General features: G+C 69.7%; 24 protein-coding genes. 14 read left to right on the top strand and 10 right to left on the bottom strand.

What is annotated here, in order from left to right; genetic code table 11:
- The first annotated feature begins 3 nt into the window (after positions 1–3).
- Genes NNJEOMEG_RS07845 through NNJEOMEG_RS07820 form a run of 6 tightly spaced genes read left to right on the top strand, consistent with a single transcriptional unit; the run spans position 4 to position 4815 of the window.
- Complete coding sequence (locus tag NNJEOMEG_RS07845; RefSeq protein ID WP_173083078.1) at positions 4–363, top strand: NifB/NifX family molybdenum-iron cluster-binding protein; 360 nt, start codon at positions 4–6, stop codon at positions 361–363.
- The gene (locus NNJEOMEG_RS07840; RefSeq protein ID WP_173083076.1) at positions 353–2083 is read left to right on the top strand and encodes a sensor histidine kinase; all 1731 of its coding nucleotides are present in this window, start codon (positions 353–355) and stop codon (positions 2081–2083) included. The genes NNJEOMEG_RS07845 and NNJEOMEG_RS07840 overlap by 11 nt, the downstream gene beginning before the upstream one ends.
- Before the next feature lie 2 nt (positions 2084–2085).
- Positions 2086–2460, top strand: a complete 375-nt coding sequence (locus NNJEOMEG_RS07835) for a response regulator (protein WP_173083382.1) — start codon at positions 2086–2088, stop codon at positions 2458–2460.
- Between the two features lie 8 nt (positions 2461–2468).
- Positions 2469–3119, top strand: coding sequence for a sensor histidine kinase (locus tag NNJEOMEG_RS07830; protein WP_173083074.1), 651 nt, complete (start codon positions 2469–2471; stop codon positions 3117–3119).
- A 45-nt stretch (positions 3120–3164) separates the two neighbouring features.
- Positions 3165–3614 (top strand): response regulator, encoded by a 450-nt coding sequence (locus NNJEOMEG_RS07825; RefSeq protein ID WP_173083072.1) that lies wholly within the window; start codon positions 3165–3167, stop codon positions 3612–3614.
- A 13-nt stretch (positions 3615–3627) separates the two neighbouring features.
- Positions 3628–4815, top strand: a complete 1188-nt coding sequence (locus NNJEOMEG_RS07820; protein ID WP_173083070.1) for a sensor histidine kinase — start codon at positions 3628–3630, stop codon at positions 4813–4815.
- 63 nt (positions 4816–4878) lie between these two features.
- Here NNJEOMEG_RS07820 and NNJEOMEG_RS07815 read toward each other — a convergent pair whose 3' ends face one another.
- A complete protein-coding gene (locus NNJEOMEG_RS07815) occupies positions 4879–5124 on the bottom strand; it encodes a hypothetical protein (RefSeq protein WP_173083068.1) in 246 nt (81 codons plus the stop codon).
- 45 nt (positions 5125–5169) lie between these two features.
- Complete coding sequence (locus NNJEOMEG_RS07810; protein WP_173083066.1) at positions 5170–5490, bottom strand: hypothetical protein; 321 nt, start codon at positions 5488–5490, stop codon at positions 5170–5172.
- A gap of 172 nt (positions 5491–5662) precedes the next feature.
- Between NNJEOMEG_RS07810 and NNJEOMEG_RS07805 the strand changes: the two genes are divergently transcribed.
- From NNJEOMEG_RS07805 to NNJEOMEG_RS07795, 3 genes are all read left to right on the top strand, one after another.
- The gene (locus NNJEOMEG_RS07805) at positions 5663–6436 is read left to right on the top strand and encodes a DUF2092 domain-containing protein (protein ID WP_173083064.1); all 774 of its coding nucleotides are present in this window, start codon (positions 5663–5665) and stop codon (positions 6434–6436) included.
- Positions 6437–6445: 9 nt separating this feature from the next.
- Complete coding sequence (locus tag NNJEOMEG_RS07800; RefSeq protein WP_173083062.1) at positions 6446–7039, top strand: hypothetical protein; 594 nt, start codon at positions 6446–6448, stop codon at positions 7037–7039.
- 336 nt (positions 7040–7375) lie between these two features.
- A complete protein-coding gene (locus NNJEOMEG_RS07795) occupies positions 7376–7876 on the top strand; it encodes a Spy/CpxP family protein refolding chaperone (protein ID WP_173083060.1) in 501 nt (166 codons plus the stop codon).
- 180 nt (positions 7877–8056) lie between these two features.
- Here the strand turns inward: NNJEOMEG_RS07795 and NNJEOMEG_RS07790 are convergent, their stop codons facing one another.
- The 5 genes from NNJEOMEG_RS07790 to ileS form a co-directional block, all read right to left on the bottom strand.
- Positions 8057–9289, bottom strand: a complete 1233-nt coding sequence (locus NNJEOMEG_RS07790; protein ID WP_173083058.1) for a CHAT domain-containing protein — start codon at positions 9287–9289, stop codon at positions 8057–8059.
- Positions 9290–9316: 27 nt separating this feature from the next.
- Positions 9317–9637, bottom strand: coding sequence for a hypothetical protein (locus NNJEOMEG_RS07785; RefSeq protein WP_173083056.1), 321 nt, complete (start codon positions 9635–9637; stop codon positions 9317–9319).
- 147 nt (positions 9638–9784) lie between these two features.
- On the bottom strand, positions 9785–10459 hold the full coding sequence (locus NNJEOMEG_RS07780) for a hypothetical protein (protein ID WP_173083054.1): 675 nt from the start codon (positions 10457–10459) through the stop codon (positions 9785–9787).
- Entirely contained in the window at positions 10456–12318 is a 1863-nt protein-coding gene (locus NNJEOMEG_RS07775) for an adenylate/guanylate cyclase domain-containing protein (RefSeq protein WP_173083052.1), read from the bottom strand. Before NNJEOMEG_RS07775 ends, NNJEOMEG_RS07780 begins: the two co-directional genes overlap by 4 nt.
- A gap of 55 nt (positions 12319–12373) precedes the next feature.
- On the bottom strand, positions 12374–15460 hold the full coding sequence (gene ileS, locus NNJEOMEG_RS07770) for an isoleucine--tRNA ligase (RefSeq protein ID WP_173083050.1): 3087 nt from the start codon (positions 15458–15460) through the stop codon (positions 12374–12376).
- A gap of 163 nt (positions 15461–15623) precedes the next feature.
- Here ileS and NNJEOMEG_RS07765 point away from each other — a divergent pair, with 163 nt between their 5' ends.
- The 5 genes from NNJEOMEG_RS07765 (at position 15624) to NNJEOMEG_RS20945 (ending at position 19461) form a co-directional block, all read left to right on the top strand.
- Positions 15624–16016 carry a flagellar protein FlaG gene (locus tag NNJEOMEG_RS07765; RefSeq protein ID WP_173083048.1) on the top strand — a complete coding sequence of 131 codons (393 nt, stop codon included), beginning with the start codon at positions 15624–15626 and terminating at the stop codon, positions 16014–16016.
- Between the two features lie 227 nt (positions 16017–16243).
- Positions 16244–16930, top strand: a complete 687-nt coding sequence (locus tag NNJEOMEG_RS07760; RefSeq protein WP_173083047.1) for a hypothetical protein — start codon at positions 16244–16246, stop codon at positions 16928–16930.
- Between the two features lie 40 nt (positions 16931–16970).
- On the top strand, positions 16971–17231 hold the full coding sequence (locus tag NNJEOMEG_RS07755; protein WP_173083045.1) for a hypothetical protein: 261 nt from the start codon (positions 16971–16973) through the stop codon (positions 17229–17231).
- Positions 17228–17827 carry a DNA-3-methyladenine glycosylase I gene (locus tag NNJEOMEG_RS07750; RefSeq protein WP_235956878.1) on the top strand — a complete coding sequence of 200 codons (600 nt, stop codon included), beginning with the start codon at positions 17228–17230 and terminating at the stop codon, positions 17825–17827. The genes NNJEOMEG_RS07755 and NNJEOMEG_RS07750 overlap by 4 nt, the downstream gene beginning before the upstream one ends.
- Positions 17824–19461 carry a glycosyltransferase gene (locus NNJEOMEG_RS20945; protein ID WP_173083043.1) on the top strand — a complete coding sequence of 546 codons (1638 nt, stop codon included), beginning with the start codon at positions 17824–17826 and terminating at the stop codon, positions 19459–19461. The genes NNJEOMEG_RS07750 and NNJEOMEG_RS20945 overlap by 4 nt, the downstream gene beginning before the upstream one ends.
- A 6-nt stretch (positions 19462–19467) precedes the next feature.
- Here NNJEOMEG_RS20945 and NNJEOMEG_RS07740 read toward each other — a convergent pair whose 3' ends face one another.
- Genes NNJEOMEG_RS07740 through NNJEOMEG_RS07730 form a run of 3 tightly spaced genes read right to left on the bottom strand, consistent with a single transcriptional unit; the run spans position 19468 to position 23298 of the window.
- A complete protein-coding gene (locus NNJEOMEG_RS07740; protein ID WP_173083041.1) occupies positions 19468–20337 on the bottom strand; it encodes a cell division protein FtsX in 870 nt (289 codons plus the stop codon).
- Positions 20334–21056, bottom strand: a complete 723-nt coding sequence (locus NNJEOMEG_RS07735; RefSeq protein WP_173083039.1) for a cell division ATP-binding protein FtsE — start codon at positions 21054–21056, stop codon at positions 20334–20336. Before NNJEOMEG_RS07735 ends, NNJEOMEG_RS07740 begins: the two co-directional genes overlap by 4 nt.
- 16 nt (positions 21057–21072) lie before the next feature.
- Positions 21073–23298 (bottom strand): vitamin B12-dependent ribonucleotide reductase, encoded by a 2226-nt coding sequence (locus NNJEOMEG_RS07730; RefSeq protein WP_173083037.1) that lies wholly within the window; start codon positions 23296–23298, stop codon positions 21073–21075.
- Between the last annotated feature and the right edge of the window lie 139 nt (positions 23299–23437).

The raw sequence follows: 23437 nt of genomic DNA, 5'->3' as shown, positions 1-23437 counted from the left end.
GCCATGCGTCCCAAAAGAATTCTCGTCCCCCTCCACCGCGACGAGGTGGCCCCCAGGTTCGACCTGGCCGGAGAGGCCCTCATCGCCGACGTGGACCCCGGGGAATCCGGCTTCACCGCCGAGGAATACCTTCTGCCCCAGGCCTCGGCCGAGGGCCTGTGCGACCTGGTGCTGCGCAAGGACGTGGACGTGGTGGTCTGCGGCGGCATCGAGGAGGAGTACTACCACTACCTGCGCTGGAAGCGGGTGGAGGTGCTCGACAACGTGGCCGGGAACGCCCGCGAGGCCATCGCACGCTTCGCGGCGGGACGCCTCAAGTCCGGCGAAATCCTCTTCGACAGGGGGGCAGGCCATGCTCGGTGACATCTTCCGCCGCCACTTCCGCGACCTGCACACCAGCGAGGACGCCATCTCCCCCGAGCGCTACAACGTGCTCAAGCGCAAGATCGTGGGACTCATGGCCCTGGTGACGCTCCTCCCGCTGCTCTTCATGAGCGCCATCAACTTCATGGAGTTCCAGTCCACCATGGCCCGCGAGGTCCAGAACCCCCTGCGGGTGATCCTGGGCAAGACGCGCAACACCATCGAGCTCTTCCTGGCCGAGCGCGCCTCCACGGTGGCCTTCGTGGCCCAGGCCTACTCCTACCAGGAGCTGGCCGACGAACGCGCCCTGGGCCGCATCTTCCGCGTGATCCGCAAGGAGTTCGACGGCTTCGTGGACATGGGCCTCGTCGACTCCAAGGGCCGCATGGTCAACTACGTTGGCCCCTACGACTTCAAGGACCGCGACTACTCCGGACAGGACTGGTTCGCCCAGGTGATGACCAGCGGCAAGTACATTTCCGACGTGTTCATGGGCTTCCGCAAGCTGCCCCACGTGGTCATCGCCATGCAGCACACCACCGAGGACGGCGAGACCTGGGTGGTGCGCGCCACCCTGGACACCCGCGTCTTCGACCGCATCATCGCCGCCATGAGCCTGGAGCCCGGCTCCGACGCCTTCCTGCTCAACCGCAAGGGCATCCTCCAGACCAGCTCCGCCCTCTACGGCAACGTGCTGGAGCCCTGCCCCCTGCGCCTGCCCCCCATCTCCTTCGAGCCCCAGGTGGTGGCCGCGAAAGATCCCTCGGGGCAGGACATCTACATGAGCTACGCCTACTTCCCCAACACCGACTTCGTGCTCATGGCCACCAAGCCCAGGCTCGGGGCCGTGAGCGCCTGGTACACCCTGCGCGGCGACCTGCTGCTCATCTTCGTGGTGGGCGTGGCGGCCATCTTCATGGTCACCTCCAAGGTGACGGGCATGCTGGTGAACCGCATGCGCGAGTCCGAGGAGCGCCGCTCCCTGGCCTTCCGCCAGGTGGAACACGCCCAGAAGCTCTCGTCCATCGGCCGCCTGGCCGCGGGCGTGGCCCACGAGATCAACAACCCCCTGGCCATCATCAACGAGAAAGCCGGGCTCATGAAGGACCTCCTGGCCCTGCAGGAGGAGTTCAAGGGCAAGGCCCGCTTCTCCATCCAGGTGGAGGCCATCCTGCGCGCCGTGGAGCGCTGCCGGGGCATAACCCACCGCATGCTGGGCTTCGCCCGGCGCATGGACGTGAAGATCGAGGCCCTGAGCCTCAACGAGGTCATCCGCGAAACCTCGGGCTTCCTGGTGCGCGAGGCCGAACACCGCAACGTGGAACTCGCCCTGGAACTCGACGAGAACCTCGCGCGCATCGAAAGCGACCGGGGCCAGCTCCAACAGGTGATCCTGAACATCCTCAACAACGCCCTGGCCGCCGTGCCCGACAAGGGACGCATCCTGGTGAAGAGCTGGAACGAAAGCCACGAAAGCGTGGGCTTCTCCATCACCGACAACGGCTGCGGCATGAGCCAGGACACCCTCAAGTGCATCTTCGAGCCCTTCTTCACCACCAAGCGTGGGAAAGGCACGGGCCTTGGGCTCTCCATCACCTACGGCATCATCAAGCGGCTGGGCGGGGAAGTGAGCGTGCAAAGCAAGGAGAACGACGGCAGCACATTTTCCGTGGTGCTGCCGGTGATGGCCCCCCCCTCGGCGGCCGTGGAGGCGCAATGAGCATGAATGACTGGAAAATCCTCCTGGTGGACGACGAAGAGGAGTTCGTCTCCACCCTGGCGGAACGCCTCTCCCTGCGCGGCATCGAGTGCCGCGTGGCCAAGGACGGCGAGGCGGGGCTGGCCATGATCGACCAGGACCAGCCCGACGTGGTGGTGCTGGACATGTTCATGCCCGGGCTCAAAGGCAACGAGGTGCTCAGGCGCATCAAGGAACGCCACCCCCGGGTGCAGGTGATCCTGCTCACCGGCCAGGGGGCCACCAAGGACGCCATGGAAGGCATGCGCCTGGGCGCGGTGGACTACATGATCAAGCCGCTCTCCATCGACGAACTCACCGCCAAGATCGGCGAGGCCGTCAAGGCGGCAAGGAAATAGGTTCCAACATGGACCGCGCGCGCTTCATGGGCCGTATGGCCGCCAGCCTCAGCCACGACCTCTGCAACGTCCTGGCCGTCATCCAGCAGGCCTCGGGCCTCATGGGCGACTACCTCGCCCTGGCGCGCAAGAACCAGCGGCTCTCCCTGGGGGTGCTGCCCAAATTCAAGTACGACGCCAAGTTCCAGGAGATCATCAGCCAGGTGCAGACCCAGGTGGACCGCGGGCAGGACCTCTGCGAATCGCTCAGCCGCCTGGCCCACTCCTCCGACGACGCCCAGTCCCCCACGGACCTGGCGTTCGCGGCGTGGCTCATGGCGAGGCTCTCGGGGCGCATGGCGAAGAAGAACAAGGTGGCCATCACCGTGGAGCCGGGCGACGGGCGAGCCCTGGCGGATGTGGCCATGGTGGACGCCCTGGCGGCCCTGGAGGCGGCGCTGCTCGCCGCGGCCTGGCGCTGTCGAGAGCAGGGCGAACTGCGGCTTCGGGGCGGCCTCGAGGGCGACGAGGCCTACGTGGACATTCTGAATCCGGCGCTGAACGCCGGCGAGGCAGGCTCCCTGGCAGGGGAGTTGGCGGCGTGCCGGGGGCCATTCCAGGCCAGGGCCGTCGAGGGCGGGGTGCGGCTGGGCTTTCCCAGGGCCGGCCGAGAGGGTTGAACGGTATTTCGGCGCGTTAGCGCCCAACGCTGGAAGGAGACTCGCATGAACAAGATCAAGCTGCTTCTCGTGGACGATGAGGAGAACTTCGTCAACACCCTGGCCGAGCGCATGAAAATGCGCGACGTGCCCTCCAAGGTGGTCTATTCCGGCGAAGAGGCCCTGGAAGTGGTCAAGCTGCAGGAGCCCGACGTCATGGTCCTGGACCTGCGCATGCCTGGCATCGACGGCATGGAAGTGCTGCGCAAGGTGCGCGCCGTCAACCCCAAGGTGCAGGTGATCATCCTCACCGGCCACGGCACCGACCTCGACGAGGAAGAGGCCCGCAAGCTGGGCGCGTTCCACTACCACAAGAAGCCCATCGACATCGACGAGCTGCTGGGCACCGTGAAAAAGGCCTACCGCGAGCGCATGGAAGACGCCATGGTGGCCGCCACCCTGGCCCAGGCCGGCGACTTCGAAGGCGCCCAGGAAATCCTCGACGAGAACAAGTAACCGGGAGCGGGCCATGCGCCCAGAAGTCCTGCTCATCGACGACGAGCGCGATTTCGTGGACCTCCTGGCCCAGCGCCTGGAGGCCAGGGACCATCCGGCGCTCGCGGCCTACGACGCCGCCGGGGGAATCGGGCTCATGGAGCAGGGAGCCCTCCCCGTGGTGGTGCTCGACGTGAACCTCCCGGACCGGGGCGGCCTGGAGGTGCTCGAAGAGATCAGGCGGCGCTGGCCGCTCACCCAGGTGGTGATGCTCACCGGCCAGATCGACCTGGGCACGGCCGTGGCGGGCATGAAGCTGGGCGCGCTCGATTATCTGGTGAAGCCCACCGACGTGGAGGCCCTGGTGCGCGCCATCGTGCGCGCCAAGGGCCGCTTCCGGGAGCAGTCCGAGAGCCTGCGCGTGGCCGACACCGCGCGCATGGCCTCCCTGGGCCGACTGGCCGGGGGCGTTGCCCACGAGCTGCTCAACCCCGTGAACACCATCATGCAAAAGGCCGGCTGGGCGGCCGAACTGATGGAAGAACCGGAATTCCAGGCATGCCCGGGCCTGCCCGAGGTGCTGGCCGAGCTCAAGGGCATCGAGGCCCAGAGCAGGCGCTGCAAGGAGGTTGTGGGCACGCTCATGCGCATGGGCGGGCGCATCGACCCCAGGCCCAGCGAGTTCGAGATGTCCCAGGTCCTGGAGGCCGTGGCCGCCCAGGTGGAGGCCAGGGCGAGGGAGCGGGGCGTGCGGGTGGCGGTCTTCTGCGAGCCGGGGCTGCCCCGGGTGACGCTGCCCCGGGCGGAGATCGAGCAGGTGCTGCGCCTGCTGGCGGACAACGCCCTGGAGGCCATGGCCCTGCGCACGGCGGGCAACCCCGCGCGGAAGCCCGACGGGGCGCCCGGACATGCCGGGGAGTCGTCGGCCGGTTCGGTCGGCCCCGGCGGCCTGCTCAGCCTAGGGGCGTTCCTCGGCGAGGGCGGCGTCCTGGAGGCGCGCGTGGAGGACACGGGGCCCGGCGTGCCGGAAGAGATCGCGCCCCACATCTTCGAGCCTTTCTTCTCCACCAAGGACGTGGGCCAGGGCGCGGGCCTGGGCCTGTCCGCGTGCAAGGGGATCATGCGGTCCCTGGGCGGCGACGTGCTTCTGGAACGCGCGGGCGGACCGGGCGCGGTGTTCCGCGTGCTGGCCCCGCTGCCGGGAGCGGCCCCAGGGGCCTGATCCGCGCCAAAACCCGGCGTGCGCGCCCCGGCCGTCCGGCGGGGGCGCGCGGAAAAAGACGCTCTAGTTGAGCCAGGGTTCGAAGAGCTTGTGCACCTCGCGCATTTCGGCCTCCATCTCGGCGAAGGAGGGCTTCTGCACGGGGTGGCGGGTGATGATGGTCTGGCGGACGGTCATGGCGAACTCGTCCCAGCGGGCCTGGCCCTGCACCTCCGTGAGCAGCAGGAAGGCCTCCTTGCGCATCTCGGGGTCGAGCAGGTCTTTTTTCTCTCCGGCAAAGAAATTCTTCACTTTTTCAACCCATTCCATCGCGGACCTCCATGGGGTCGGGTTCCGGGGCGCGGTCGCGCCCGTTCATTGCGGATAGGCGTTGCGGCAGTAGCGCTGGCACCAGTCGCGGGCGAATTCGGGTGCGCCTTTGCACCCGGTGAGGCCCATCCGCTGGACCTGCTCCGCATAAACGCCCTTGCAGCCGTCCAGGCAGGCCTGCTGGGAAGGCTGGGGCACGCCGATCACGGTGAGGTAGGCGTCGCAGGTGTTGATGGGCACGCAGTCGGTCTGCGGTCCGGCGTCGTACTGGTAGCAGAAGCCCTTGAATTCCGATTCGGTCATGGGGCGCACAGGGCCGCAGGCGGCGGCAAGGGCCAGGAGCGCCAGACAAAGGACGATTCGCATGAAGCCTCCGGGGGGACGCAAAGTCCCACGCCTTGAAGATACATGCTCCGGCCCGGAAATCAAGCGGCGGTCGCCGCTTGGCGGAAGCGCTTGACGCGCGCCGCCCGAAGGGCGACTAGGAAAGAGCGCGGCCCGGCCATGCCGGGCCATTCCCGCGCCCCAGGAGGACCCCATGCCATCTCGCATCCGCCAGGCCGCCCGCGCGCTCCTGGCCCTGACGCTTGCCCTGGCGGCGGCGCTGGCCCCGCCGTCCGCCGAGGCCCAGCCCGCGCCCGACGGCCGGGCCGAGGCCGTGCTGCGCGCCTCGTGCGCCGCCCTGTCCGGGCTTTCGGCCTACGGCTTCACCGCACAGGTGGACCGCGCCCTGGCCTGGCCCTCGGGCGACAGCGCCCGCGCCTCCCAGGTGGTGAAGGCCCTGGTGGTCAGGCCCGACCGCTTCCGCGTGGAGGTGGCCGGGGACGACCGCGACCAGACCGTGGTCTGCGACGGCAAGACCCTCACCGTGCTGGACGTGGACGCCAACGTCTACGGCACGGTGGAGGCCCAAGCCTCCATCGACGACACCGTGCGCGACGTGTTGGCGCGCTACGGCCTGCACTCCCCCCTGGCCAACCTGCTCTACAACGACCCCTGCCGGGGCGTGGCGGAGTGGGGCCCCAAGGCGCGCTATTTGGGCCTGCACATGGCCGCTGGCAGAAGCTGCCACCACCTGCTGGTGCTGGGGGAGGACATGAACTGGGAACTCTGGATCGACCAGGAGGACGCCCTGACGCGCAAGCTGGTGGTCACCGACAAGACCCTGCCCGGCTGGCCCCAGTACGAAGCCGTGATCACCTCCTGGAACACCTCGGCCAAGATTCCAGCCAAGGCCTTCGCGTTCGTCCCGCCCAAGGATGCGCGCAAGGTCCCCGTGCTGCCGGTCTCGGAACCGCAACCCGCCAACTAGGAGCGAGCCATGCGTGGAACCATCACATCCCGGGCGGGGCGCGTCCTGTCTTGTCTGCTGGCCTGCCTGCTGGCGGCGGCCCTGGCCACGGGCGATGTCCTGGCCAGGGGCGGCGGCTTCGGCGGCCGGGGCGGCGGCTTCGATCGCCCGGAGGGGCCTGGCCGGGGGGCCGGTTTCGAAGGAACGCGCGCGCCGCGCGGCAACTTCGACCAGGTGAACCAGCAGAGGAACTTCAACCAGGTCAATGAGGACAGGAACTTCAACCAGGTGAACGTGCAGCGCAACGTCAACGTGAACAACGTCAACCGGCCCGGTCCCTACCCCGGCCCGGGTCCGTATCCGCGCCCGCTGCCGCCTCCGCCGCCGCCGGTGGTGCCCGTCCCCGTGCCGGTGCCCGCTTACGGCGGCTGGGGCTACAACTCCGGCTACGGCGCGGGCGTGGCTGCCGGCGTGGCCGCAGGGGCCATGCTCACGCTGCTGCCCGCCACGGCGGTGATGATCGCCAACCAGAACTCCGGGCCGGTCTACCGCGTGGACACCCGCTGCTACCGCGAGGTGATCAGCGGAGGCCAGACGGCCTACCAGCCCATCCCCTGCCCCTGACCGGCAGGGCTGCCCCGCGCTCACACGGCCCGCCGCGCCACCGCACGGCGGGCCGTCCGCTTTGCTGGGCACGGCCCGCGCCCGGCGATTCAGCGCCTGCTCCACGCCGTACCCAACTCCTGCTCACGGACAGCCTGCGGCGTTTTGCCGCACACTGGCTGCGCACCCTGGCTCTTGCCACATCTTCTTCACTTCCACCTTCTCCTCCTCTTTCCCCCTCCCCGCGAACGCCGTGCCGATCTCAGGGATTTTTGGCGAGGCTGTAACCCTTTCGCGTTCGGATCGCACTTACCCGTCGAGCGCGCTCAAGCACTCGACACGTGAAGGAGCAAAACGATGAGACGCAGAGCCGTCATTCTGGCGTTGCTGGCAGTGTTGACCGCCTCAGCCGCAGCAGCGGGCGACATGGGTCCCCCCCCCGGCGGGCCCGGGGGCCAGGGCATGGCCGGTCACGACCCCTTCAGGGGCATCGTGCGCATGGCCGACGAGCTGAACCTCAGCAAGGAGCAGAAGCGCTCCGTGGCCCTGATCCTCAAGGAGAGCCGCGAGAAGGCCCAGGCCCTGCGCGAGTCCATGAAGACCGCGTGGCGCGCCATGGGCGACGTGATGGCCGCATCGCCCGGCGACGAGGCCAAGGTGCGCCAGGCCGCCCAGGGCCTGGCCAAGGCCGGCGAGGAACTGGCGGTGTTCACGGGCAAGGTGAAGGCCCGCGTGGACGCCGTGCTCACCCCCGAGCAGAAGGCCAAGCTGGCCGAGAAACGCAAGGAATTCCAGGAGCGCCGCGAACGCGGCCGCAAGTCCCTGGACGAGTGGATCGACGAGAACGCCAAGTCGTAGCCGCCCGCGCGGACACGTTTCAAAAGCCCCGGCGGGAAGGTCTTCCGTCGGGGCTTCGCAGTGCTGCCGACGCTCTTGCGTGCGTCCTCAAGATCAGTCCCTACGGATTGTCAAGGCAAGCAGCCAAATCCATTGATTTAAGTTTTGAAAAACATATTCATGTTTTTCAAAACCGCGACGCTATCCCGGGTCGCCCACGAAGGCGAAAGCGCCCCAGAAGAAGGGGTCCGGGTGCCTTAAGCGGGCGCGCACGTCGCCCGTCCCGGTGTTGCACCCGGAGAGCACCACCATGCGCGTGCCCTTGAGGTCCAGCGCCAGGGCCTTGGACGCCGTAAGCAGGCCCGGCGGCCCCAGGTTGGCCCCGGCCAGGGCCAGGCCGGAGCGGCCGAGCATCCCGGGGTCCGCAGCGCCACCGTGCCGTTCCGCGGGCAGGAAGAAGCCGTGGGTGGCCACGTGGAGCACCTCCGGCGAGCGCGCTCCGAGAAGGGCCTCCACGTCGGCCTGGACGCCCAGGCGCAGGTCGCAGGCGTCGGGACCGAGCAGTGCCTGGATGGAGCGCACCTCCCGGCGCGTGCCCGGCAGGGGTGAAAACCAGAGGTCTTCCACGCCGCGCACCTCCGCAGGGGGCTTGCGGGTCTGGGCCGTTCCGCCGGGGGGCGCGCCGCGGTCGAAATCCGGGTCGCCCAGGAGGATCGCCCGGCCGGGCCGGCCGCCGTTGACGCGCATGCCCAGCAACTCGCGTCCGCTGGTGAGGTAGGTGAACCCGTGGCGCTCCAGCAGAAAACGGCCGTCCGGTGCGACCATGACCTCGAAGGGGACCAGGCTCAGGGCCGCGTCCGGGGCAACGAAGACCTCCCGCGCTCCGGCAAGGGCCTTGGCCAGGGGGGCATAGGCCGTGTCGTGCAGGCGGCTGCAGGGGCATTTCCAGCGCGCCTCGCCGCCGCCGGGGCCGGTAGGCTGGATGCTCTCCGGAAACGAGCGCACGGCCCCGTCCACGGTGGCGGCGAGGCCGAGGTCGGCCAGATGGATCTCCGCCCCGGGCAGCAGGACGAAGGCCCGGTAGCGCTCGCCGCTAGGCTGTTCGCCCGGGGCCAGCGGGAGGGCCTGGTGGCGGACCAGTTCCAGCAGGGCCGCTCCCTGGGGGAGCGCGGCGGCCACGGCGGGGTGGGAGGCCCCGTTGCGCTTGCGCACGGCGTCGTGCAGCCGGGCGGCCAGGGGGATGGCCTCGGCGTAGCGGCCGCTCTCGTTGAGTTCGGTGATGCGCGCCAGCAGCTCCTCGGCCGTGGCGTGTTCGCCTTCCTCCAGGTGCACGCCCTGCCGGGCCTTGCAGGCGCACAGGAGGGCCAGAAGGAGCAGCACGGCCGCCGCGAGGCGGACGGAGGGAACGCCCCGGGGCGCGTGGAGGACGGGCATGGGCTCTCCAGGGGGAGCGGCCGTCCGCTAGATGCTGAGTTTGGCGAACTGCTCCGCAGCGTTCTGGCGCAGCTTGGTGAGGCGCGTGAGCTCCTCGGACAGCTTGGAGCGCACGGCGGATTCACTCTGGAAGGTCACCAGGTCGGTGTTGATCTGTGCCTCGATGCGGTCGGCCTCGGCGGTGATCCTGGTCATGAGGTCGCGGGCCTGGTCCTTGAGCTTCTGGAGGTTCTCCTGAAGGCGCGTGCCTTCTTCCTCGGACTTGGCCGCCGCCGCCTTCTTGGACGTGGAAGCGATGTCGGAGACCGCCGATTTCAGGGCGGAGATATGGCGCGAGAAGCTGTTCAACCCGCTCTCGGCGTCTTTCCCGGCGCATTGGCCCTGGGCTTGGGACGGGAACGCCGTCAGAAGAAGGACAAGCAGCTACGTCAGGGAGCGGACGAAGGGCATGGGATCTCCTTGAGTTCAGGTTGCGACGAGCTTCCAGGTCGGACGTTACCGGGGTTGAAGCACTTCCTTGAGCAGGTCCGCGAGGGCCTCGTTGGCTTCGTCGCGGGCCAGCAGATCCTTGAGCAGGCGCACGGCGCGGGCCTGTTGGCCCAGGGCGTCCAGCCCGGCGGCCAGGGCGAAGTCCGCCGTGGCGTCGCCGGGAGGCAGGGCCTTACGCAGGGCGTCGCAACGGGTCTCCAGGCGGTCGAGGTCCTTCTTCCCCGCGTCGTCCAGGGGGACGTCCGCCGGGGGGAAGCGTCCGGAGCGCACGGTGATCTGCCCCGAGATGAGTTCGGGCTGGGAATCCAGGAGCGCCGCCCCCCCCAGGGAGACGGAGGTCAGCTCCAGAGGGGTGATCGCGGGCGCGAGGGGCGCTCCGGCCGGGTCCGTCCCCTTGGTGCCGCCTTCCTCCACCACCAGCCGGGCCGGACCTCGCCAGGCCTCGGCCTTTCCGGCCCTGAGGAAGCTCAGGCGCAGCGTCGCGCCGGGTTCCAGGGTGATCCTGTCGCCCGGCAGGAGCTTGCGGAAGCGTTCGAGCCCCACATCGGGGGCCTCCTGGCGGGAGAGCAGCACGCCGCCCTCCACCAGGGCCGCGACGCATGCGGGCCTGGCCGGAGGGGCGGCCCAGGCGATGGCCGCCGTGAACAGGGACGCCAGGATCAGCGCGAGGAGCCGTTTCATGAGGTCTCCTTGGAGTCTTCCAGTCCCAACACGGCGAAGACGCGCACGGGCCGGACCTTGCCCTTCACGGGCAGTGTCTCGCTTCGCCCCGTGACGAGGCCTGGCCCTGCCGCGCGCGTCACGGCCTCGCTGGCCAGCACGGTGGCTCCCATGGTCTTGCACAGGCCCTCGATGCGCGAGGCCGTGTTTACGGTGTCGCCGATCACCGTGAACTCCATGCGCGTCGACGAGCCGATGTTGCCCGCCACGGCCTCGCCCGCGTGCAGCCCCACGCCCACCCGGAACGCCCCGGGACCGAGGTCCGGGAAGCGCCGGGCCACCCAGGCGTCCATCTCGCGGGCGGCTTCCTCGAGGGCCAGGGCGGCGGCCACGGCGCGGCGCGCGTGGTCCTCGGCGGGGACGGGGGTGCCGAACACGCCCATTACGGCATCGCCGATGAATTTGTCTATCATGCCGCCGTGGCGCTGCACGGCCTCGCAGGCCAGCTCGAACCAGGCGTTGAGCAGTTCCACGAGCTCGGGGGCGTCCAGGCGTTCGGAGAGCGTGGTGAAGTCCCTGATGTCGGAGAAGAGCACGGTGATCTCCACGGGATCGCCGCCCAGGCGGGGTTCCCCGCCGTCCTTGAGGATGTGTTCGAGGGCTTCGGCGGAGACGTAGCGGCCGAAGATGCGCCGGACGCGCGCGCGGTCGCGTTCGGTGCGGCGCAGGCGCAGGCTCCCGGCGGCGGCCCAGGCCAGGGCCGGACCGGCCACGGCCCCGGACACGGGGACCAGCCAGCCCGCCAGGAACAGGCCGAACCCCGCGCCCCAGGCGCACGCGGCGGCCAGCAGGCACGCCCCGGCCGCGTGCAGGGGCGAGGAATGCTCCGCCCGCCAGGAGATCAAGGTCAGGAGGGGCAGCCAGCAGGCGACGGCGACCCAGGCGGGCGGGAGCTTGAGCGGGCCGGCCCCGGCCAGGGTTTCCACGATGTTGGCATGCACTTCCACGCCGGTCATGTCGCGCGCGCCGCCGAAGAGAGTGGCAAGGGAGTAGGGGGTGGGCTGGCGGTCGCCCGAGCCCTCGAAGTCCGCGCCCACCAGGGCCACGCGGCCGCGCACCAGGGCGACGTCCGCCTCGGAGGGCGGTTCGTTCCCGGCGAAGCGCGCCAGCGAAACCCTGGGGATCGTGCCCGGCGGTCCGGTGAAGTCGATGGGGCGGGCGGCCAGCGGGTCGGCGTCCGGGGCGTTCCCGAGGGGGGGCGCCAGGCGCGCCGCGCCCAGAGCGGCCAGGGTTTGCCAGCCGGGGCCAGCCTGGGCGTCGGGCAGCGCGCGCACGAAGCGGCGCACCACCTTGTCCGGGTCGCGGGGGAAGAAGGTGAGGCCCACGTGGTCGCGCGCCGAGGGCAAGGCCTCCAGGTATTCGCGCGCGGGCAGCCGCGCCGCGAACCCGGCGGGCGTGCGCGCCAGCTGTGCGGCCAGGATCACGAACCCCGAGCCCAGGGTCTGGAGAAAGGGCAGGTCGTGGTCGAGCAGGGCTTCGGGGGGCGTTTCCAGGGTGGAGAGCCAGTCCGCCGGGGTGACGGCCAACAGGGCGTCCAGCGCCACGCAGCGTGCGCCGGCCTGGCGCAGACGCTCGGCGGCGCGGGCGTAGACTGGCCCCCAGAACACCAGCGGGGTGGCGGCGAAGCGCTCCAGGGCCTCGTCGTCGATGGCCACCACCACGGCATGGAGCGGCTCGCGGCGCTTTCCGGCCAGCACGTGCCAGGAGTCCTGGCACAGGCGTTCCAGCCCGTCCAGGAGTCCGGCGTTCCACGCCCAGGCCGTCACGGTCAGGGTGGCGACCGCCACCGCCAGGGCGCGGGTCACGCCGCGTCGCGCCATGCATCCCTCCTCGGGGAAACGTGCCGAGGAACCGCCAGGGGCCGATCCTGCCGGTCTAGAGCCCCCTCACCTGCACACGGAGTTTCCCGAAGTCGTCCTCCACTTCGATCTGGGGGGCCTGCGCGCCGTCGTTCACGGCGTCGGCCAGGCACTGCTCGGCCAGCCACGCGCCGTGGGCCTCCAGGGCCTCGCTCCAGACGCCCTCGGCGTCCACGCGCAGTTCGATGCGCTGGTCGTAGGCCAGGGCGAGCTTCTTGCGCTGGTCCTGGATCAGACGGTTGAGCGTGCGGGCCGCGCCTTCGCGCTTGAGCACCGGCGAGATGGCCAGCTCCAGGCCCACCACCAGGGTCTTGTCGGCGGCCACGCCCACCTGCTGCTGGTCCAGGGCCTGCCAGGCCACGGAGAAGTCGCCCGGCTCCACGCGGGTTCCGGCGGCCGTGAGCGCGCCGTCCTCGCCCACCTCGTAGTTGCCCGCCTTCACGGCGGCCAGGGTGGGGCCGAACGCCCCCTTGAGCAGGGGGCCGAGCTTCTTGGCGTCCAGCTGGGCCACGCGCGCGGCGAAGGCCTGGGGCGTTTCGGGGTAGTCCACGGCCTTCACGTTCACCTGTTCCTCGATGAGGCCCCGGTAGGGCTCCACCAGGGCCTTCTCCACGCCCGTGACCATGAGCTTCGCCAGCGGCTGGCGCAGGTTGATGCGCGCCTTCTCGCGGATGCTGCGGCCGCACTCGATGACGCGGCGCACGGTGTCGATCTCGGCGGTGAGGCGCGCGTCCTCGCGGGCGGGCACGGCCGTGGGCCAGTCGGCCAGGTGCACGGATTCGCCCGTCAGGTGGCGGTGCACGGCGTCCATGGCGAAGGGGATGAAGGGGGCCAGGATGCGCGAGGCCTCCAGCAGGCAGGTGTAGAGGGTGTCGAAGGCCTGGCGGGAGTCCTCGGTGACGGTGTCGGTCCAGAAGCGGGGGCGGTTCAGGCGCACGTACCAGCCCGAGAGGGTCTCGATGAACTCCAGGATGGCCTGGTAGCACCTGGGCAGGTCGTAGGCCTCGATGCTTGCGGACACGTTCTGGCGCAGGCGTTCGAGCTCGGCCAGGATGTGGCGGTCGGCCAGTTCCGAGGCGGTCTCCACGCGGCGGGGTTCGTAGCCCTTGGCCAGGGCCGCGTAGGACGTGAAGAAGTGGAAGACGTTCCAGAAGGGGATCAGGTAGCGGCGCACGGCGTCTTCCACGTCGCGCTCGGAGAAGCGGATGTCCAGGCCGCGCACCACGGGGGAGCCCAGCAGGTAGATGCGCAGGGCGTCGGAGCCGTGGCGGTTCACCACTTCCATGGGGTCGGGGAAGTTCTTCAGGCGCTTGGACATCTTGCGCCCGTCCTCGGCCAGCACCACGCCGTGGCAGATGCAGTTGAGGAACGGCGACTGCTCCTTGAGCAGCGCCCCCTCCACCATGAGCGTGTAGAACCAGCCCCGGGTCTGGGCGATGTATTCCACGATGAAGCTGGCCGGGTAGTTGGCGTCGAACCACTCCTTGTTCTCGAAGGGGTAGTGGGCCTGGCCGTAGGGCATGGCCCCGGACTCGAACCAGCAGTCGAACACTTCGGGCACGCGCTGCATGGTCCCGGTGCAGCCGGGGGCGGAGCAGACCCAGTGGAGCTCGTCGCAATAGGGGCGGTGCAGGTCCGTGACCTCGCGCCCGGCCTTGGCTTCCAGTTCGGCCAGGGAGCCGGGCACGTCCATGGCCTGGCAGCGCGAGCACTTCCACACCGGGATGGGCGTGCCCCAGAAGCGGTTGCGCGAGACGGACCAGTCGCGGGCGTCGGCCAGCCAGTTCTTGAAGCGGCCGGTGCCGATGTGGGCGGGCACCCAGTTGACGGGCTCGTTGCTGGCCAGGAGCTTGGGCCGGTTCTCGGCCACCTTCACGTACCAGCTGGAGATGGCCCGGTAGATGAGCGGCTGGTCGCAGCGCCAGCAGTGGGGGTACTTGTGGCGGTAGTTCTCCTGGGCGAAGAGGAGCGCTCGCTCGCGCAGGTTGCGGGCGATGTGCTTGTTGGCCTCGAACACGGTCATGCCGGTCCAGTCGGGGGCGGCCTCGGTGAATTTGCCCTGGTGGTCCACGGGGTCGAAGAGTTCGATGCCGTTGGCGGTGCACAGGGCGTAGTCGTCCTCACCGAACGCCGGGGCCATGTGCACGATGCCCGTGCCCATGGAGGTGTCCACGAAAGAGCCTTCCAGGACCACGTGGTTCTTGGGCGAGACGGCGTAGGGGAAGAGCGGCTCGTAGGCGCGCCCGGCCAGCTCCGCGCCTTTGGCCTCGGCCACGATCCTGGGCTCGGCGGGCAGGAACTTCTGGTAGGACTCCATGCGCGCCTTGGCGATCCAGACCTTGTCGTCCGGGGCGATCTCCACCAGGGCGTAGTCGATGTCCGGACCCACGGCCAGGGCCAGGTTGGAGGGCAGGGTCCAGGGGGTGGTGGTCCAGGCCAGGAAGGAGCGCGCGGGGTCGGCCTTTTCGCGGAAGCGCACGGTGATGGCCATGTCGTCGCGCTCGCGGAAGGAGTCGTCCAGGCCGGTCTCGAAGTTGGAGAGCGGCGTCATGCAGCGGTTGCAGTAGGCCACCACGCGGGGGCTCTCGTAGACCAGGCCCTTGGCGTGGAGCTGGGAGAAGATCCAGAGCACGCTCTCCATGAAGGTGAGGTCCATGGTCTTGTACTGGCGGGCGAAGTCCACCCAGCGGCCGATGCGGTTCACGGCCTTTTCCCACTCGCCCGCGTAGCCCAGCACGATGTCGCGGCACTTCTGGTTGAACTTGTCGATGCCGTATTCCTGGATCTCGGCCTTGCCGGAGATGGCCAGCTTCTTTTCCACCTCGTACTCGATGGGCAGGCCGTGGCAGTCCCAGCCCCAGGTGCGGTCCACGAAGCGGCCCAGCATGGTGAAGTAGCGGGGCACGGTGTCCTTCACGTAGGAGGTGAGGATGTGGCCGTAGTGGGGCAGGCCCGTGGCGAAGGGGGGGCCGTCGTAGAAGACGTAGGGCTTGCCGTTTTTGGTCTTTTCCAGGGATTTCCAGAAGGTGCGCTCTTCGTTCCAGGCGGAGAGGACTTCCTCCTCCAGCTTGGGGAACGAAACGGACGACGGGGCTGGTTTCACGGGCTGCTCCAGATGGCGGAATGGGAGGGCAGGACTTTTGATGAAATCGCCCGGCAAGTCAAGAATGGCGCGCGGCGGCGGGTCTAAAGAAACGGCGCGCAAGTCCGATAAGGAGTGTGAAGAAACCGGCAATGGCAGGGTTTCATCCAGGGAGGGGTGAGCCATGAACATCCAGAACATCGAAACGCCCAAGGAAGCGGCGCATCACGTGGACGCGGAAAAGGCCGTCCAGGCCTTGAAGGTCCGCGAGGAAGCCGTCCGCCAGACCGAGGAATCCCCCCGCGAGGGCCAGGGACAGGACCAGCACGCGCAAGAGCGCGACCCCGCCCGCGACCTCGCTGAACGTGAAAAGCTGCTCGCCCAGACCCAGGACTATTTCCACCAGCGCGGCGTGGACCTGCACTTCAAGGTGCTCGACGAAACGGGACAACTCCAGGTGGAGATGAAGGAAGCGGGCGGCACGCGCGTGATCCGCAAGATCCCCCAGGACGAGATCGTCAAGCTCTCGGACAACCTCAAGCGCATGGCCAAGGGGCTCCTGGACAAGTCCGTCTGAAAAGGCCCGGGCCTCCCTTCCGGGAGGCCCGGACAGCTTGATGACAAACCCCGAAGCGGGGTTTGTGAGATACGCTTACGGGCGGCAAAGCCGCCCTGCTCCATGCTGCGCTCTGCGCAGGGCTGCTGAAAAAGCCGCAAAGCCGACTTTTTCAGCAGCCTCCCCGGGCCTCCCTTCCGGGAGGCCCGGAGCTTGCTTGGCGGGCGGGCTTCCAGTATGCCCAGCCCATGACGAAGACCACGCGCATCCCCCGTCCCCGGCTGGCCGCGGCCCTCGTGCTCGCCCTGGCCGTGGGGTTCTGCTCCCTGACCGTCCCGGCGTTCGCGCAGGACGCCCCGCAGACCAAGAAACAGTCCAATAGCCAGGCCTCCCAGTCCAAGAAGAAGGCCTCCGGCGACGCCAAGGCCAAGGGGGACTCCTCTTCCAAGAAGAAGAAATCCTCAGGCGGGGCCAAAACCGGCGAGCCCAAGCCCGGGAAGAAGGCCGCCGCCGCGCCCGACGGCCCGGCCCCGGGGGCGGACACGTTTCGCGGCCTGGCCTGGGGCACGCCCCTGGCCGGAGTGCCCAACCTCTCCAGGCGCGAGGAGCAGGGGAACCTGGCCTACTACGTGCGCCTGGGCGAGGACATGGAAGTGATGGGCGTGGCCATGCGCGAGATCGTCTACGTGTTCTGCAAGGGCAGGCTCGCCGGGGCGCTCACGCGCTACGACGGCGAGGTGAACCACCTGGTGCTCCTGGCCCGCATGCGCGAGACCTACGGCGGCCCCCTTGAAAGCCCCCCAAACTACAAGGGCGACCGCTCCTGGCGCTTCGACGCCGGGCAGACCTCCATGGTCATGGAATATTCCCCCCAGGCGGGCACGGGCGCGGTGGGCTGGATGGCCCAGGACATCCTGCTGCCCTGCAAGCAGTAACGCCCCGGCCGGGCACGAACCCCAATCCGGAGGAGACTTCATGAAAGGCGTCTGGGACGGCCTCGACAAGGAACGCATCGGCCGCGCGGCGGTGACGGCCTTCGATTCCGACGAATATCTGGAACTGTTGGCCCGGCTCAACAACGCCGAATCCCTGGCCGACATCGAGGCGGCCCGGGAAAGCCTCAAGGACGTGATGGCCCTGTGGCGTCAGGAGTGCCCCGAGTACGCCTTCATGGTGGACTGCCTCTACCTCTTCTCCGAACGCATGGCCCTGCGCCTGGACCGGGGCGCCCCGTGACCCCCCCGGGCGACGGGCTGACCCGCTGCCCCTGGCCCGGCGCGGACCCCCTCTACACCGACTACCACGACCGCGAGTGGGGCACGCCCCTGCGGGACGAGCGCGCCCTCTTCGAACTGCTCATCCTGGAGGGCTTCCAGGCCGGGCTCTCCTGGCTGACCATCCTGCGGCGCCGCGAGAACTTCCGCCGCGCCTTCCAGGGCTTCGACCCCGAGACCATGGCCGCCTACGGCCCCACGGACTTCGCCCGCCTCCTGGCCGACCCGGGCATCATCCGCAACCGCCTCAAGGTGGAGGCCAGCGCGCGCAACGCCCGGGCCTTCCTGGCGACCCAGGAGCGCCACGGCGGCTTCGCGGCCTTCCTCTGGGCCTTCGTGGACAACACGCCCGTCCAAAACGCCTGGGAGCGCATGGACCAGACGCCCGCCACCACGCCCCTCTCCGACGCCGTGAGCCGCGCCCTCAAGGCCCAGGGCTTCACCTTCGTGGGCTCCACCATCGTCTATGCCCTGCTCCAGTCCGCCGGGCTGGTGAACGACCACCTCACCTGCTGCTTCCGCCACGCCCAGCTCGCCCGGACCGGCCCGCTGCCGTGAATCCCGCCCGGCCCCTGGCCGTCTGGATCACCCCGCAGCTCCCGGGGGCGCTCGGGGCCTTCCCGGCGGCGGTGCGCGGCCTGGAGGTCCCGCCCGGCATCGTGGACGTGGCGGCGCTGCTGGAGCGCGAGGGCCTGGAGCCCGATCTGCTGTTGCAAGACGAACGCCTGGCCCCGCGCACGCTCCTTCAGGGCCTGGAGCGCCTGGATTGCCCCAAGGTGTTCTGGAGCCTGGACCCGCACCTCAACCACCACTGGCAGGCCCCCTACGCCGCGCTCTTCGACGCCGTGGCCGCCACCCAGAAGCACTGGGCCGGGCTGTTGGGCGCGGAAAAGGCCCGCAAGGACTGGGTGACCTGGAGCGCGCCGCCCGCACCCTGGATACCCCACGCCGAGAGGCCCCACCGGACGGCCTTCGTGGGCCGTGTCACCGGGCACAGGCCCGTGCGCGCCGGCTTCGTCAAACACCTTCGGGAACGCTGGAGCGCTTTCGTTCACGGCGATCTCCCCCACGCGGAGGTTCTCCCGGCGTATTGTTCGGCGCGTGTCGCGCCCGGGGAGTCCATCCAGGGGGAGATCACCCAGAGGCTCTTCCTGAGCGCCTCGGCAGGGTGCGCCGTGGTGGACCCCCTGATCGACAACGGCCTGGAGGATCTTTTCGAGCCGGACCGGGAGGTGCTCACCTACTCCCATGTCCTGGAGCTGGACGAGGCCCTGGCGCGCCTGGAGGCCGACCCGGCCCTGGCCGAACGGCTGGGCCGCGCCGCCCGGGAGCGCCACGCGCGCGAGCACCTGCCGGAGCGCCGCGTGGAGGCCCTGGGGCGTCTGGCCCTTGCGGCGGAGCGTGTCGCGCCCGCGGGGGCGGAGGCGCGGCGTCTCTTCTGGCTGTCGGCGGCGCGCTGCACGGAGTCGGGGCATCTTCCCGCGCCACGGGACGAGGTTCTGGAGGGGGTGGGCGGATACGGGGGCGACCCGGAGTGTCTGGCGGCCCTGGGGGCGCTTCTGGCGTTGGCGGGGCGTGCGCGGGAGGCCCTTGGGCCATGCCTGCGGCTGCTCTCCGGCCCGGGGGCTGGCCACGCGGGGCTGGCGGCCTGCGCCTGCGCCCTGGCCCTGCGCCTGGGCGAGGCCGAAACGGCGGCCGGGGCCTACGCCTTGTTCGCCCGCGCCTCGGGGGAGCCACCCCTGGAGTCGCGGACACCGGCGGGGATCTGCCGGGGCATGTCCGGCGCGCTGGCCCGTCGGGGCGCGCTCTGGCGTCCGGGCTTCGCCTTCGATCCGGAGCGTCACCTGGCGGCCAGCGCGGTGGAGTTCCTGCACCTGGCGCACGCCTTGGACCCCCGGGACCTGGAGACGTGCCGTCGCATCGAGGCGCTGCTGCGCGGCCTGCCCGGCAGCGACCTGGTGCGCGTGGCGCACCTCTCCACCCTGACGCTGCACCGGCCGAAGGACTACCGCCTGGGCGCGGCCCTGGGCCTGGCGGATCTGAAGGCCTTCCGGGCGCGCGAAGGCCTGGAGGAACTGCGCTTGGCCCGGCTGCGCGCCCTGGAGCAGGGCAGGCTCCCGGCTTTCGAGGGCTTCCTGCGCGCGGCCGATCCGGGCGGCTCGGTGGAGCGCGCCCTGGCCTGGACGGGGTGAGGGGGGCTAGTCCCCCGAGGCGGCCAGCCAGCCGCCCAGGGCGGACATGACCACGGCCAACAGCGTCATCACCAGTGCTTCTTCCAGAGGGAGCGGGCCCAGCTTGATCCACAGGGGCGGCTCGTTGAGCACTCCGGACAGGGAATTCTGCACGGCGAAAAGCGCGCCCAGGCCCACCGAGGAGCCCACGAAGCCCGTGGCTGCGGCGCTCACGGTCCAGGGCAGGCGCACGAACCACTCCCGCGCGCCCACCAGGCGCAGGATTTCCGCCTCGGCCCGGCGGCCCTCCAGGCACAGCCGCGCGGCCAGGTAGGCCAGCAGGGCGATGGCCAGCGAGAGCGAGAGCGACAGCGGCACCAGGGCCTTCACCGAGAGCGCGCGCAAGGCCATGGCCACGTCGAGCTGCATGGGGTTGATGCGCACCTTCTCCACCCCGGGCAGGGCGTTCAGGCGGTCCAGGAAGGCCTCGGCCGGGCGCGATTCGGCGGAGTTCACCCGGAAGGAGGCCAGGGCCGTGGCGGGCAGGGGGTTCACGGTCATCCAGCTGAAATCGAAGCCCGGCCCGATGGTCTTCTTCAGAGTCTCCAGGGCCTGGTCCGGGGTGAAGGCCACCACGGAATCCACCCCGGGCATGGCGCGGATGGCCTCCCACTGGGAGCGCACCTGGGCCATGTCCGTGCCGGGGCGCCAGTAGACCTGGAACTGGGCGTGGCCCTGGCGGCTGGTGAGGTGGTGGTCCAGGTTGGAGAGGAACAGGCCGAAGGCCCCGGCCAGGAAGCAGGTCAGGCCCAGCGCGGCGGCGGCCATCAGGTGCAGGCCCGGCGCGTGGGAGATCAGGTCCAGGGCGCGGGCCAGGGCGCGTGCGAAGAGGATCATGCCGGGGCCTCCTCTTCGGGGGCGATGCCGTCGTCGGCTTGGCCCTGTTCGTCCTCCTCCTCGCCCCCGGCCAGCAGGAAGCCCGCTTCGAGGCTCAGCACCCGGGCCTGGGGCGTGGCGCGCACCAGTTCCATGTTGTGGGTGGCCATGAGGATGGTCACGCCGTGGGCGTGGAACTGCTTGAACACCTCCATGAGGCGCTGGGCGAGGTTGAGGTCCAGATTGCCGGTGGGCTCGTCGGCCAGGATCACCTTGGGGCCCCCGGCCATGGCCCGGGCGATGGCCACGCGCTGCTGTTCGCCGCCGGAGAGCGACAGGCAGGGCAGCTCGGCCATGCGCGTGAGGTGCAGGGAGGCCAGCACCGAGTCCACGCGGCGCACGATCTGCTCGCGCGGCAGGCCGCAGACCTCCAGGGGCAGGCTCACGTTTTCGCGCACGGTGCGGTCCATGAGGATCTTGAAGTCCTGGAAGACCACGGCCACGTCGCGGCGCAGGAAGGGCAGGTTCTTCCGGGGCAGCCCGGAGAGGTCGTACCCGGCGATGGAGGCCTTGCCGCGCTGCACGGGCAGGTCGCCGTGGAGCAGGCGCAGCAGGGTGGTCTTGCCCGCGCCGGAGTGGCCGGTGAGGAAGCAGAACTCGCCCTTGCGCACGCGAAAGCTCACGGCGCGCAGGGCCAGGTGCTCGTCGAAGGCGTGGGTGAGCTGGACGGCGGAGATCACGGCCTGGGGCTCCTATCTAGCCGCATTTGGTGAAGCCGCAGGCCTTGCACACGTAGCAGCCTTCCTCGAACACCAGCTCCTCGGCGCATTCCGGGCAGGTGGGGGCGTTGAGGGAGCGCACGTCGTCGGCCCGCTTGAGGCCCTGCATGTAGCGGTGCTCCAGCACCCAGGCCACGGCGTCCGGCAGGGAGAGCAGCAGGCCCTTCTTCTGGAACACGGGGTTCTCGCCGCCGATGCCCTTGAGCTGGCCCACCACGTCGGCCACGTCCACGCCGGAGCGCAGGGCCAGGGACACGAGCCTGCCGATGGCCTCGGCCTTGGCCGTGATGGAACGGCCCGACTTGCCGATGGTGGCGAACACCTCGAAGGGCTTGCCGTCCACCTCGTTGACGGTGAGGTAGAGGTCGCCGTAGCCGGTCTTCACCTTCTGGGTGAAGCCGTAGACCACGTCGGGGCGGTTGCGCACGCGCGATTCGGCGCGCTCGCCCTGCTTGTCCTTGGGCGCGCCGTCGCCGGTGCAGAGCACCTGGGCGGTCTTGCAGCCGTCGCGGTAGACGGTGACGCCCTTGCAGCCCAGCTCGTAGGCCATCCAGTAGATCTTCCAGATGTCGTCCTGGGTGGCCTCGTTGGGCAGGTTGACGGTCTTGGAGACGGCGTTGTCGGTGAATTTCTGGAATGCGGCCTGCATCTTGAGGTGCGATTCCGGGGTGATGTCCATGGCCGTGACGAAGACGCGGCGCAGGTCCTCGGGGATGTAGTCGATGTGGGCGATGGAGCCCTTGGCGGCCACCTCCTCCATGAGCCGGGGCGAGTGGCACTGGGCGGCCTTCACGGCGGCCTCGAAGTGGGGGTTGGACTCCACGAGCTTCTCGCCGTCCATCACGTGGCGGGCGAAGGAGAGGGCGAAGAGCGGCTCCACGCCCGAGGAGCACCCGGCCAGGATGGAGAGTGTGCCCGTGGGGGCGATGGTGGTGGTGGTGGCGTTGCGGAAGGGGCCCTGCTGGCGGCTGGCGTAGACCGAGGCCTCGAAGTTGGGGAAGGGGCCGCGCTCCTGGGCCAGCTGTTTGGAGGCCGCCTTGGATTCGGTCTGGATGAAGTCCATGATCTTCTCGGCCAGCTTGAGGCCCTCGCGGGAGTCGTAGGGGATGCCCAGCTGGAAGAGCAGGTCCGCGAAGCCCATGACGCCCAGGCCGATCTTGCGGTTGGAGCGCACCATCTCGGTGATGCGGTCCAGGGGGTAGACCGAGGCGTCGATGACGTTGTCCAGGAAGCGCACGGCCAGGTGGGTGACGCGCTTGAGCTCCTCCCAGTCCACCCCGTCGCCGGACTTGAGCAGCGCCAGGTTGAGCGAACCCAGGTTGCAGGCCTCGTAGGGGAGCAGGGGTTGCTCTCCGCAAGGATTCGTCGATTCGATCTCGCCCAGCGCCGGGGTGGGGTTGTCGCGGTTGATGCGGTCGAGGAAGATGATGCCCGGGTCGCCCGATTCCCAGGCCTTCTGCACCAGGAGCTGGAACACCTCGCGGGCGTTGAGGCGGCCCTTGGACTCCCGGGAGTGGGGGGCGACGAGGTCGTAGTCTTCGCCCTGCTCCACGGCCTGCATGAAAGGCTCGGTGAGGGCCACGGAGATGTTGAAGTTGTTGAGCTCGCCCTCGCGCTCCTTGCAGCGGATGAATTCAAGGATGTCGGGATGGTCCACGCGCAGGATGCCCATGTTGGCGCCCCGGCGCGTGCCGCCCTGCTTCACCTGCTCGGTGGCGGTGTTGAAGATGCGCATGAACGAGACCGGCCCCGAGGCCACGCCCCCGGTGGAGCCCACGCGGGAGTTCACGGGGCGAAGCCGCGAGAAGGAGAAGCCCGTGCCGCCGCCCGACTTGTGGATGAGCGCCGCGTGCTTCACGGCGTCGAAGATCTCGTCCATGGAGTCACCCACGGGGATCACGAAGCAGGCGGCCAGCTGGCCCAGCTCGGTGCCCGCGTTCATGAGCGTGGGCGAGTTGGGCAGGAACTTGAAGGAGATCATCAGGTCGTAGAAGGTGCGGGCCAGCTCGTCGGGCTGCCAGGGGGAGCCGGGGTGGCGGGTCTCCTCGGCGGCCACGGCGTGGGCCACGCGCCAGAACAGGGCCTGCTCGTCCTCCACGGGTTTCCCGTCGGGGCCCTTGCGCAGATAGCGTTTGGCCAGGACCACCTTGGCGTTCTGGTTGAGGTCGGGGACGGGCAGGTCGGCGGGAACGTGGGCGGGCATGCGCTCTCCTTCAAGGCGTGATGGAACGTCGGGCAAGGGAAAAGCGGCCGGACGGCCGCTTGCAAAACGCTTACTCCAAGCCGGATGAAAAATCCACAGCGCCAGGGGCGCGAGCCGCCGTGTCGTGATGCATCCGCCT

Source organism: Fundidesulfovibrio magnetotacticus (assembly GCF_013019105.1).
Lineage (GTDB): Bacteria > Desulfobacterota > Desulfovibrionia > Desulfovibrionales > Desulfovibrionaceae > Fundidesulfovibrio > Fundidesulfovibrio magnetotacticus.
This window is presented reverse-complemented; position numbering and strand designations above follow the sequence as displayed.